At 60.5% G+C, this 11,659-nt stretch carries 16 protein-coding genes; 2 read left to right on the top strand and 14 right to left on the bottom strand.

Annotated features, from left to right (window positions below; all coding sequences use genetic code 11):
• On the top strand, window positions 1-291 hold a 291-nt coding region (locus JNM42_RS08330), incomplete at its 5' end, for a hypothetical protein (RefSeq protein ID WP_294268228.1).
• Between the two features lie 28 nt (window positions 292-319).
• Here JNM42_RS08330 and JNM42_RS08325 read toward each other — a convergent pair.
• The 14 genes from JNM42_RS08325 to JNM42_RS08260 all read right to left on the bottom strand — a co-directional run bounded on the left by JNM42_RS08325 (window position 320) and on the right by JNM42_RS08260 (window position 11,409).
• Complete coding sequence (locus JNM42_RS08325; protein WP_294268227.1) at window positions 320-1,252, bottom strand: DUF808 domain-containing protein; 933 nt, start codon at window positions 1,250-1,252, stop codon at window positions 320-322.
• A 113-nt stretch (window positions 1,253-1,365) separates the two neighbouring features.
• Window positions 1,366-2,208 carry a M48 family metallopeptidase gene (locus JNM42_RS08320; protein WP_294268226.1) on the bottom strand — a complete coding sequence of 281 codons (843 nt, stop codon included), beginning with the start codon at window positions 2,206-2,208 and terminating at the stop codon, window positions 1,366-1,368.
• Between the two features lie 4 nt (window positions 2,209-2,212).
• Window positions 2,213-2,656: a YbjQ family protein gene (locus tag JNM42_RS08315; protein ID WP_294268225.1), complete on the bottom strand. Its 444-nt coding sequence runs from the start codon at window positions 2,654-2,656 to the stop codon at window positions 2,213-2,215.
• 4 nt (window positions 2,657-2,660) lie between these two features.
• Complete coding sequence (locus tag JNM42_RS08310; RefSeq protein WP_294268224.1) at window positions 2,661-2,975, bottom strand: YbjQ family protein; 315 nt, start codon at window positions 2,973-2,975, stop codon at window positions 2,661-2,663.
• 545 nt (window positions 2,976-3,520) lie between these two features.
• Window positions 3,521-3,736, bottom strand: coding sequence for a PEP-CTERM sorting domain-containing protein (locus JNM42_RS08305; protein ID WP_294268223.1), 216 nt, complete (start codon window positions 3,734-3,736; stop codon window positions 3,521-3,523).
• A 67-nt stretch (window positions 3,737-3,803) separates the two neighbouring features.
• Window positions 3,804-4,283: a nuclear transport factor 2 family protein gene (locus JNM42_RS08300; protein ID WP_294268222.1), complete on the bottom strand. Its 480-nt coding sequence runs from the start codon at window positions 4,281-4,283 to the stop codon at window positions 3,804-3,806.
• A gap of 9 nt (window positions 4,284-4,292) precedes the next feature.
• Window positions 4,293-4,736: a cyanase gene (cynS, locus tag JNM42_RS08295; protein WP_294268221.1), complete on the bottom strand. Its 444-nt coding sequence runs from the start codon at window positions 4,734-4,736 to the stop codon at window positions 4,293-4,295.
• Window positions 4,737-4,756: 20 nt separating this feature from the next.
• Complete coding sequence (locus JNM42_RS08290) at window positions 4,757-5,686, bottom strand: ABC transporter ATP-binding protein (protein ID WP_294268220.1); 930 nt, start codon at window positions 5,684-5,686, stop codon at window positions 4,757-4,759.
• 11 nt (window positions 5,687-5,697) lie between these two features.
• The gene (gene ntrB, locus JNM42_RS08285) at window positions 5,698-6,540 is read right to left on the bottom strand and encodes a nitrate ABC transporter permease (RefSeq protein WP_294268219.1); all 843 of its coding nucleotides are present in this window, start codon (window positions 6,538-6,540) and stop codon (window positions 5,698-5,700) included.
• Between the two features lie 7 nt (window positions 6,541-6,547).
• The gene (locus tag JNM42_RS08280) at window positions 6,548-7,819 is read right to left on the bottom strand and encodes a CmpA/NrtA family ABC transporter substrate-binding protein (protein WP_294268218.1); all 1,272 of its coding nucleotides are present in this window, start codon (window positions 7,817-7,819) and stop codon (window positions 6,548-6,550) included.
• Window positions 7,820-8,305: 486 nt separating this feature from the next.
• Window positions 8,306-9,493 carry a hypothetical protein gene (locus tag JNM42_RS08275; RefSeq protein ID WP_294268217.1) on the bottom strand — a complete coding sequence of 396 codons (1,188 nt, stop codon included), beginning with the start codon at window positions 9,491-9,493 and terminating at the stop codon, window positions 8,306-8,308.
• Between the two features lie 60 nt (window positions 9,494-9,553).
• Window positions 9,554-10,630: a TIR domain-containing protein gene (locus JNM42_RS08270; protein ID WP_294268216.1), complete on the bottom strand. Its 1,077-nt coding sequence runs from the start codon at window positions 10,628-10,630 to the stop codon at window positions 9,554-9,556.
• A 250-nt stretch (window positions 10,631-10,880) separates the two neighbouring features.
• Entirely contained in the window at window positions 10,881-11,156 is a 276-nt protein-coding gene (locus tag JNM42_RS08265) for a BrnA antitoxin family protein (protein WP_294268215.1), read from the bottom strand.
• A 13-nt stretch (window positions 11,157-11,169) separates the two neighbouring features.
• A complete protein-coding gene (locus tag JNM42_RS08260; protein ID WP_294268214.1) occupies window positions 11,170-11,409 on the bottom strand; it encodes a BrnT family toxin in 240 nt (79 codons plus the stop codon).
• Window positions 11,410-11,421: 12 nt separating this feature from the next.
• Here JNM42_RS08260 and JNM42_RS08255 point away from each other — a divergent pair.
• On the top strand, window positions 11,422-11,659 hold a 238-nt coding region (locus JNM42_RS08255), incomplete at its 3' end, for a hypothetical protein (protein WP_294268213.1).

The following is an 11,659-nucleotide window of genomic DNA, read 5'->3' as shown; positions in this document are numbered from 1 at the left end:
GAAACCTTCACTGATGTTAGAGGCACCAGGGGTGGTGCTTGGCAGAGTGGTGGCGCGCCGATTCGTTCTTTAACTGCCCATCGTGCCATTCTGGCTGCGAGAGTTATTTATTGCCATTCAGCCATACTTTTTCACGGTAACAGTACACCGTCATTCCGGCGCAAGCCGGAATCCAGATTCGTACATCTGACAAGAATAAAGGAACGGTTTGATAAACGAACTGGATTCCGGGTCAAGCCCGGAATGACGTGTTTCAATAAGTTTGCGCCAGAACAAATTTACCGTGGCTGAAATCCGGGCACAACAGACTACGACCCTTTTAGTCCTGAGCGCCGCGCAGGCGCCCGAACAGCTTCACCGCCGCCAGCGCCAGCGCGCCGGCAACGACGCCGAGCAACATGTCGAGCAGGGTCGGCACCACGGCGGCGAGCAGGCCACCGATTCCGACCACGGCGCGCAGCACGTCGCCGAGGCGATGCAGGAAATGCTGGCTGCCGGGCAGGCCGTGCATCAGGATGCCGCCGCCGACCATGAACATCGCCGCCGTACCGATCAAGGTCAGCGCCTTCATAAGGCGCGGCGCGGTCAGCAACAGGGCACGACCGAGTGCCATGCGCAAGCGGCCGCCGCGTTCCAGCAGCCAGGCGCCGGCGTCGTCCAGCTTGACGATGGCGGCGACCAGGCCATAGACGCCGAAGGTCATCAGCACACCGATGCCCGACAGCACGGCAACCTGAAACAGAAAGGGTTTCCCGGCCACGGTGCCCAGCGTGATGACAATGATTTCAGCCGAGAGGATGAAATCGGTGCGTATTGCCCCCTTGATCCTGTCGGCTTCCATGGTCACCAGGTCGACCGACGGTTTGGCCAGCAATGCGAGCTTTTCAGCGTGGTGGGCGGCATCCTCCGCAGCCGTATGTAGCCATTTGTGGGCGAGCTTTTCGACGCCCTCGAAACAGAGGAACACGCCGCCAAGCATCAACAGCGGCGTGATCGCCGCCGGCAGCAGGGCGCTGATCGCCAGCGCCGCGGGGACCAGGATGGCCTTGTTCTTCAGCGAGCCGACGCCCACCGCCCAGACCACCGGCAGTTCGCGTTCGGCGCGCACGCCGCTCACCTGCTGGGCGTTCAGGGCGAGGTCGTCGCCCAGCACGCCGGCGGTCTTCTTCGCCGCGACCTTGGTCATCACTGCCACATCGTCGAGGATGGTGGCAATGTCGTCGAGCAGTGCAAGCAAACTGGCGCCGGCCATGGTTTCGTGAATCCGTTCAGGAGAAAAACAGGTTTGCAGTTTAGCCGCTATCGCCGGCTAACAGGGGTAGCCCGGAGTCTATCATCGGGGTGCATCCAGCGCCGCATCGCGGGTCAGGCCGCCTTCATGAATGCCGGCAGCGGGATCGCCGGAGCCCGATCCGAATTCACCTGGCGCGCCGAGAAATCCCGAATGCGGGCAATCCGTTGTTCGACGTCGGGATGGGTGTTGAACAGCGTCGGGCTTTCCGGCAGTGACTGGCGCCGGGCAAGCGCCTCGAAAAAAGCGGCGGCGTCACCAACGTGGCCGTAGAGCTGCAATACCGCCTGTAGCGCGGTGCGATCGGCTTCTTCTTCCTGGCTGCGGCTAAAGGAGAGGATCGGCAGCATGCCGACACCGGCCAGCCATTGCTGCAGCGCGCCATCGCCGAAGCCGGCCAGGCTGGAGAGCGCAAGCAGGACGGCGAAGCCGCGGCCCATGGCGACCACCGGGTCGCGGTGGCGAACGTGGGCGATTTCATGGGCCAGGACCATGGCCAGCGCATTTTCGCTGGGCAGGGTATCGATCAGGCCCTGGAAGACGATAATGTGACCACCCAGCGTTGCCATCGCATTGACCGTTTTACTCGACGAGTAATGCACGGTAATCGGCATATTCGGCGGCAGTTCCATGGCGCCTGCGAGACGATCGGTCAAGGTTTGCAAATAGTGCTGGCGCTGCTGGTCGAGCGGCGAATCGGGCGGCTGCGGCAGCCAGCGGCCGAGGCTTGCCGCCAACGCCCGTTCCTGTTCGAATGGAATGTGGCGGGCAAGCTGGCCGGCGAGCAGCGACAGTGCCAGCACCGCGACGATGAGCAGTGCGCCGATGCCGGCGACGAGCAGTGCGAAATCCTTGAGGGGGTGGGTCGGGCTGACATTGATGCCCTCCGGAAGCTGCGGATTTTCGTATTCGGCCATCGTTTCAGCGCGGCTTGACGGCGGTCCCGTAGGCGAGAACTTCGACCGCGCCGATGCTTTGCTGCGCCCCCTTGTAGATCGACGCTGTCTCCAGGCGGATATTCCAGACGCTCTTTGCCCCGCTGCGCAGCGCCTCCTCCTTCATGCGCAGGATGGCTTCGCGGCGGGCGCGTTCGAGCAGGGATTCGTAGGCACTGACGCGGCCGCCGACCAGGGAGCGCAGGCCGGCGACAAAGCGTTTGAAGAAGTCGACCGAAATGACGACGCTGCCGCAGACCAGGGTGCCGTCGAGTTTGTCCTCGTCGGGAATGCGTCGCTCGGAAAAGACCAGGATGTCGCGCAGTTGCTTTTCGCGTTCGATGATCGAACGGAAATGGCTCTTCTCGGCGCGTTGACCGAAGACGTAACCGAGCAGCAGCAGGACCAGGAAAAATATCAGGTCGTACATCGCATCATTCCACGACGACGGCGGTGCCGTAAGCGTACAGCTCGGCGGCGCCGGCCGCGACCGACGAAGTCGAGAAGCGCACGTTGACAATTGCATTGGCGCCGACGGCCCTGGCCTGCTCGATCATCCGCTGCACGGCTTCCTCGCGCGATTCGGTGAGCAATTCGGTGTAGGCTTTGAGTTCGCCACCGAAGATGTTTTTCAGCCCGGCCATGATGTCGCGGCCGGCGTGCTTGGAGCGCACGGTACTGCCGCTGACCAGGCCGAAGTGCTTGACGATGGTCTGACCGGGTACGGTTTCGATATTGGTGACGATCATTGCGGGAATTTCCTGAACAGGTTGATGGGCCGGCTTTTTTCGGGTGCACGTACGATAGCGGTTTTGCTGCATTGCTGGAAAACTGATGTCATTGCCCTGCGCGTTGCCGAAGGACAGGAAATCCAAACGGCATTGAGGAAGTATGGCTGATGCCGGGTGCCGCAGTCAATCGCCGATTTCGCACCGGCGTGCGTCACGATGCGCAGAAAATTGCTCCGAAAGGCGCCTCAGGCACTGCCCGAGGCCGGGCGCTTGGACACTCTAAAGGCATCCGGCACAAGCCTCGCCCTGACGAGCGGCGGCTCATCCTGAGGCCTGACCGCATCAACCAGGGGATTCACTGATGGAACTCAATGACCGGTACGGGCCTTGCGGAGACGTCCCATTGCGGCTCGTTGCCCACCCTCTTCCGCTGTCGCCTTCCAAAGCCGATGCTTGCGTAAAGCAATAAAAGTAACAAAGGGGGCGAAGCTGACTCTTTTAGCTGATTTCGGTTGGGCACGAGGCGTCCGCTCGCACCGGCTCCAGGTCTCGGTGCAGTGGGGTCAAATCGCAGGAACTGCCGACTGGGTCCGCCGCAGTCGCCAACCCAGCACCTCTAGGCCCACCACCAGCAGCAGGGCCGATGTGGGCTCCGGCACCGCTGCAAGCGGCGACAGCAAACCACTGCCGCCAAGTCCATAGATCTTCCCGCCAAGCCAGACGTTGTCCGATAGCTCGGGGTCGTAATTGTAGATTGAGCCTGGCCCATTTAGTCGCATTTAGTCGACGTTCCGGTTGGCTAATGTTCATTGCTAATCAGTTTCTTATTTCCTAAAATTCGGCGGCTCAAAGCCCCAATGCACTGAGGCCGGGATGATCGTCGGGCCTTCTCCCCAACGGCCAATGAAACTTCCGTTCCGATTCCTTAATCGGCAGATCGTTGATGCTGGCGTAGCGATACTGCATCAGACCATTGACCTCAAACTCCCAGTTTTCGTTACCGTAGGATCGGTACCAGTGCCCCGAGTCGTCATGCCACTCGTAGGCGAAGCGCACCGCGATGCGGTTCTCGGTAAAGGCCCAGAGCTCCTTGATCAAGCGATACTCAAGCTCCTTGGCCCATTTTCGCGTCAGGAACTGAACAATCTCTGCCCGCCCCTTTGGAAACTCGGCACGGTTGCGCCACTGGCTATCCTGGGTATAGACAAGCGAGACCCGCTGCGGATCACGGCTGTTCCAACCATCCTCCGCCATGCGCACTTTCTGGATGGCGGTCTCTCTGGTAAAAGGCGGTAGCGGCGGCCGAACCTCAGTCGTTTGGTTCATCGTCAGCGCTCAATAGGTCTTGTAGGGCAAGAACTTGCCTGACATCACAATACTCACCCGATCGCCGGCTGCGTTGGGCTCGCGCTGCAGGTCCATTTTGAAGTCGATCGCGGACATGATGCCGTCGCCAAACTCTTCATGGATAAGCTCTTTGAAGGTCGTGCCATACACGCTGACCAGTTCGTAGAAGCGGTAGATAAGAGGATCGGTGGGTACCGCGGTGGGTAGCGAACCTTTGTAGGGCACGACCTGCAGCAGTGCCACGGCCTCGGCAGACAAACCAAAGATCTTGCCGATGGTGGTAGCCTGCTTCTTGTCGAAGGTCATCTGCCCGAGACAACCGGCAGTGACCCACTCCTTGGACAGGCCGACCTTCTTGGCCAGATCGCACCACTTGATGCCCTTGGCGACCTTGGCGGTGATGATCATTTCGGTGACGTCGTTGCGGTTCATGGTGAGTTCTCCTGAGTGGGTTATTGATTCACAACTTGCTTGAGCGGGGGCACAGAATTCTCGGTTGGCGGCTGAAGGACTGGATTGTTATCTCCTTCCAGTCCAGGTCTCACCACTGGCGGATTCTTCGGATCGTGCGCAGCACCCGATTCTGCACCGGCGTAAGACTTGGACCGATTGACAAGGAAGTCGACCAGATGGTTACGGATTCGGTAGTACTGGGGGTCGTGGTGGATCTCCGCCCGAATGCGGTTACGCGCCATCGTCACTTCGACGATCTCGGCAATCTTTGCATGGGGGCCGTTGCTCATCAGCACAATCTTGTCGGCAAGGAGAATCGCCTCGTCGACATCGTGCGTGATCATGAATATCGTCTGGTGTGTAGCCTGCACGATTTTGCGCAGTTCGTCCTGGATAGTTCCACGCGTTAGCGCATCAAGCGCGCCGAAGGGTTCATCGAGCAGCAGCATTTTCGGCTGGATGGCAAAGGCACGCGCAATGCCGACGCGCTGCTTCATCCCCCCCGACAACTCGGCTGGCTTCTTAAGAACCGCATCACCGAGACCGACCATCTCGAGATATTGCGTGCAGTGAGCGACGACTTGGCTCTTAGTCCAGGCCGGCCACTTCGAGCGAACGGCGAAGGCAACGTTGCCAAGCACCGACATCCACGGCATGAGTGCGTGACTTTGAAAGACGACCCCGCGATCAAGACTCGGACCTTTGATTTCGCGGCCATCCATGAGCACATAACCGGCACTGGCCTCTTCAAGCCCCGCTACCACGTTGAGGATAGTCGTCTTACCGCAACCGGAGTGGCCGATGATGCAAACAAACTCACCCTTCTCAATGTGGAAGTGGATGTCCTCAAATACCGGCGAGTTGGGGGTGTTGTTGGAGGAAGGGTAGACCTTCTTCAGCGCTTCGATGTAAAGGAAATGCGTGCTCATGATATGCGCGTCTATTCGCGATAGGTAACCAGCTTTTGCAGGCGACCAAAGAGGGCATCGAGGCCCATGCCAACGACGCCGATCATCGTGATGGCGAAGATGACATTGGGAAGCGCAAGATTGTTCCATTCGTTCCATACGAAGTAGCCGATGCCGGTACCGCCGACCAGCATCTCCGCAGCGACGATCACCAGCCAGGCAATGCCCATCGATATGCGCATGCCCGTAAGGATGGTTGGTGCAGCGGCCGGCAGGATGACCAGAAAAGCCTTGCGTAGCGGACTTACTTCGAGAGTGCGCGCGACGTTGAGCCAGTCACGGCGCACCGAGGCAACGCCAAACGCCGTATTGATAAGCATTGGCCATACCGAGCAGATGAAGATAACGAATATGCCCGACACGTTCGAGTCTTTCAGTGTGTAAAGCGCGAGCGGCATCCATGCCAGAGGCGAGATGGGCTTGAGCACCTGAATAAAGGGGTCGAGAGCCTTCATCAATAGCGGCGACATACCGATAACGAAGCCGAGCGGGATTGCGACCAAAATCGCCAGAATAAAACCGAGGCCTACGCGAAGCAGCGAATGGCCGAGTTGGATGGCGATACCCTTGTCATTCGGCCCGTTGTCGTAGAAGGGGTCGGACAAATAGCGAATGAAAGCCTTGCCGACTTCAGCCGGTGGTGGAAAACCACTCGCCTTTTGCGCACCTGCCCCCATCAGCGCTGCATATTCCACATCGGCCCCGGAAATGGCGAGCGATTCCTTTGGCAGCGTAGCGAGATGCCATGCACCAATCGCCAGGCAAAACAGGAGCAGCGAGATCAGCGCTGCCTTGATGGTTTCGGAACGCTTCATTTCACGCTTAGCTACGTCTGATCGCAAAACTGGCGACATAGGCGTCGGGCTTGGCCGGATCGAACTCCTTGCCCATCACCTTGAACTTCTTGTACGACTCCGCCGGTACGGCCATACCGAGTTCGCTCATACGCTTGCGCGCATCGGTCACCAGATAGACCTGCTCGGCGATGTCCCTGTATTTCACTTCGCCTTTTATGTAGCCCCAGCGCTTCATCTGCGTGAGTATCCACACGGCCATCGAATACCACGGGAACGGATCGAAGCCGGCCCGATCCGGTACGTTCTGCACGCCACCGAGGCCATCGGCGAACTTGCCGGTCAGCACCTGCTCGAGCACCGTTTTGGGTTGGTTGAGATAATTGGCCGGGGACAGTACCTCAGCCATTATCGACCGATTCTTCGGGTCGTTGGCCATCGCTGCGGCGGTAAGCACTGCGCGATACAGGGCGGCAAAGGTGTTTGGATTTTCTTTGATAAACTGGGTCGGCACTCCAAAAGAACAGCATGGGTGACCATCCCAGATTTCCTTCGACAGCAGGTGAATGAAACCAACCTCATCGAAGACCGCGCGCTGGTTGAAAGGGTCGGGGCCCAGGTAGCCGTCCAGGTTTCCGGCACGCAGATTGGCCACCATTTCCGGCGGGGGAACAACCCGGATCTGAATGTCCTTTTCCGGATCCAGACCATGCTCGGCAACGTAGTAGCGCAGCAGGAAATTATGCATCGAGTACTCGAAGGGCACCGCGAACTTGAAGCCCTTCCACTGCTTCGGATCGCGCTTGTCCTTGTGCTTGACATGCAAGGTGATCGCCTGTCCATTGACGTTTTGAATGGTCGCCACATTGACTGGCATGGCGTTTGACCCGACGCCCATTGAAATCGAAATAGGCATCGGCGCCAACATGTGAGAGGCGTCGTATTCCTTGTTGATTACCTTGTCGCGAATCAGTGCCCAACCGGCGGTCTTTATGACTGTCACATCAAGGCCCTGCTTTTTGTAAAAGCCAAGCGGATCGGCCATGATCAGCGGACTGGCGCAGGTGATCGGGATAAATCCGATCTTGAGGCTCTTCTTCTCGAGACTGCCTTTCTCTTGGGCCATCGCCTCAAGGGCGCCGAAGGGCACCAGACTCGAAATGGCGGCCCAGGCGGTGGACGCTCCGACTACAGAAAGGAATCGGCGCCTCTCGATATCGTCGGGAAACAGGGCACGCATGACGGCACCCTGTACCACACGCCGATTGAGCCCTTCGACATCCCCTGGCACGAGCGCCACGTCGTGTTCCGCCTGTGAGCCGTGGTTCCCGCAACTGCATCGCGAGAGGGACATATTTGAATCAAACGGATCGTGCAATGACATGACCGGGCTCCCGTTGAGTTGATTGACAAACATTTTCAGCAACAAATGTGCCACCCCCTGTGGAACGCTGTTCCCCAGCAGCATTGACCTGTTCAGCCGCCTGCTGCGTGCTCGCGATACCGGTGCAAGCCATTTGCGGGATGTGTCCATAGTGGTGCCAATCCTCAAACGACGCACGACATTAGTGCGTGATCAAAAACTAGCGTAGGGCGCAAGTGATTGGATAAGGTAGAGACCAGGCTTTCGCCTGCCAGGCGATGTACTGATCGAACTTGATGTACGGTGCAGAATTGGCGGAGACGTCCCATTGCGCAACGTTGCCCACCAGTTCCGCTGCCACTCAACAGCGGAGTCACGCGAAAAATATTAAAGGGGTTAAAGCCAGGGCCAATGTCGGCAGCATCAACGACAAGCGGGCGCGAACTCACGCTGGTCGCCAAGATAGCGCTTCCATTGCGTTACGGTCATCGGGCCGCCTGCCAGTTTGCAGGCGAGCGCACTCCAGGTCGCAGGGTTGGCATCGAACGCGTAGTGCTCGGTTGCCGAGGGACCGGCGCTGGCCAGCCAGCCCGCACCTTGAGCCTCGGCTCCCACCAGACGCGTGCCCGGCGGCAGCGGCAGCCCTGCGTCGACGGGCAGCATGGCCGCCAGATCCCAGAGTACGGCACGCGTGGCGACCTGCATCGCAATCGTCGACGAGTCGGCCGAGAAGACCGGCGCTCCTAAAGACTTCTCGCCCGGCTCCACGGGCAGCTCGGCCTTGTCGGCCACTGGCATTCGGTCGGACGCCCTGAGCACCGTCAGTCGCGCCGTCTGCGTCAGCGACAGTCCGCCCAGGTCGACCTGGAAAGCGGTCTCCGGGCTGCCGAGCCCGCTGGAGCGGGCGATCCACCGGCCGTCGGGGCTGGCGGTCTCGTCGCTCTCCTTGAAGGCCGGGCCGGGACCGAGGCGCCTTGCCCAGCGACCCCTATCGACCGGCAAGGTGACGAACAGTCGACCGTCCGCGCCGGCACTGATCACGCGCCGCCCGTCGGCGGCGAAGGCGAGGCCGCGCACCGCCGCCGCGTGGCGCAGCAGCGTGCGGTGGAGCCATTCAGCGTCGTCGGACGACCGGTACCACAGTACGAGCGCACCGGTGGAGTGGCCTGTCACCAGGTACTGCCCATCGGGCGCAACGGCCATGCGCTCCAGGGCTCCGTACTCCAGCGCATCGACCACACCGGTGCGCCTACCGCTCGCGGTATCGAAGACTTCGATGCGGCCGGCCCGCGAAGCCGCAAACAGCCGGCGGCCGTCGCGGTCGAAGGCGAGCGTGTGCACCGTGCTCCGGGCACTGCCAGACAGGAGAGGCGGACTGGCGTTCGCCTCGACGGCAAAGGCCTGCAGGTAGCCGCCATCGCCACCGGCCACCAGCCAGCGGCCGTCCGGGCTGAACACGAGCGTGGCGAGCTCAGTCGCCGCCGAGGCCAGTACGCGCGCGGAGCCGCTGCCGATGTCGTGCAGCATGAGCCGCCCGCTGGTCGAGGCCGATGCGAGCCATCGCCCGTCCGGGCTGAACGCAAGCCCGAGCACGCGCAGCGACGGGTTCATCTCGCCCACCTTGTCACCGCTGTCGATGCGGCTGACCTCGCTGCCCAGGCGCAGCGTGATCTAGCCACTCGAGCCGGCATGCGCCCAGCCTTGGCCATCCGGTGCGAAGGCAAAGGCATCGACACCACGAAAAAGCGCCAAACCTGCGGCAGGCGGCACGACGGTCTGTAGCGCCGCCTGGTCGAGTCGGCCCTGGAACACCGCGCCGCGCATGTCCGACAGCAGCAGTTCGTCCTGGCCGGGACGCAGCGCCAGCGCCCACCAGGCCGACCCGTGCTGATGCATGCGCGTCAGCGGCAACGCCGTGACGGCGCCGAGCAGCGCGCTGCTGCTTTCGCTGGTCGGCGCGATGGCCCGCGAATCGGCCGCAAGCTGCAGGGCGAGCACCGGATCGCGTACCAGCAGCGACGCCGACTGCGCGGCCAATTGGCGTGACAGCGCCTGCTCGCGCAGGCGGATCGCTTCATCGCGCTGGCGGGTGGCCTCGACAGCCTGCCAGACGGCCAGTGCCGCAGCGGTGACGATGCCGGCCACTGCGGCGATCGCAATGCGTCGGGTACGCCGCAGTTGACGCACGTCCTCGCCATCGAGAATGTCCTTGGGCACACCGCGGATCGGCGCAGCCAGATCGAGCAAGGCGGGGCGCAAGCGCGGATCGCGATGGCCGAGATATGCTTCGTCGCCCGCCCAGCGAAGGTCGACGTACAGCGGCTCCTCGGCGAATCGCCCGCGCGCGGCATCGGGCAGCGCGTCGGTCCGGCCCCAGTCGAAGTCGCTCACGTCGGCGTCGCGTACCAATGCACCGTCGGTCAGCACGATCAGCAGTCCCTCGGTGCCATGGCGGTCGAGCCACCACAGCAATTCCTTCGTGCACCAAGGCGAAGTCGCAGCCTTCGGAGAGGCCAGGAAGATCAGCCAGCAACTGGCTTCGAGGTGCGCCGCGATGCCGCTCCACAAGCCGGGACTGGCGGACAGGCCGGTCTTGTCGCGAAACACATCGATCGCGCGCAGGCGGAAAAGCGGCTTGGCCAGACTCTCAAGCCCGCGTTCGAGCGCAGACGCCAACCGAGCGTCGGCGGATTGACTGTAGGAGATGAAGGCGTCGTGTACGGCTGGTGCCAAAGTTACGAGCTCCAAGAAGCGTTACCCTGACCTTGGGCGCATTCCATTACACACCACTCACTAGAAGAACCATGTCCCATATTGTTTGTCCTTGAACCAGGGCATCACGCTGCGGCCTGAATATTGCAATGGAGGCTGCGCTGAATTTGGTACGCACAAGCCCTGGGAACGGCGAGTGGCCGCCTGAGATAAATGAGACAAATGGGGTTCAGCATCGCACAGCATTTCTCAAAAGAAAGAATGCGAAGCTGGCCCTTTTAGCTCCTTACGCCGGGGAATGATTCTTGAGCCACTCGCGCAAGGCTGCGTCCACACGGGTTTGCCAGCCCTCGCCACTTTCGCGGAATTGCTCTACCACTTCTCGCGACAACCTAATGGTTATGCGCTCTTTGGTCGGTGTTTTCTGAGGGCCACGAACGGCTAGTTTCTTCCTAAGCGACAGTGGCAATACCTCAGCGGTCGGCTTGAACTTCACCATATCTTCGGCCGTCAGTTCGCGGACCTCGCCGTCCGAATCAATCAAGGGTTTGCGGTTTGTCATATCTATTTGCCTCTCACGTATTTGCCTTACTGAAGCTGATTACCCGAATGCCCTTCTCAGTCTCGGTAAAGCACAGCACATGTAGCCGGTGGTCGAGGTAGCACAGCGCGATGTAACGGGTTTCGCCATATGCTTTTCGGGTGTCAGGAAACACCAGCGCAGTATTGAAATCGACTAATGCCACACGCTCGAACGAGAGCTGGCGCTCTTTGATGTTCCTCTCGTTCTTGATCGAGTCAAAGTCGACTTTCATGGACTAGAGTGTATGTACAAAGAAGTGGTACGTCAAGGTTTATTGTATGCACAACCACACCCGGCGCTTCCACGTGAAAGCGGAGTCGAACGTTTCAGGTCACCGACGCTGTGCAGCCTTATCGCGCAGCGTCAGGTGGACCGATGGGTTGGGCGTCTACGAGCAGACATCGCACATCCGCTCATTGGCCCGAACAGGAAACTGCTCGCCACATTTCTCGCAAACTCGGCGAAGCTCGGCCTCACAGTGA

The sequence above is a fragment of the Propionivibrio sp. genome, assembly GCF_016790145.1.
In the GTDB taxonomy this organism is placed as follows: Bacteria; Pseudomonadota; Gammaproteobacteria; order Burkholderiales; family Rhodocyclaceae; genus Propionivibrio.
Note: the sequence above shows the minus strand (reverse complement) of the source record. Positions and strands in the feature narration are given on the sequence as shown.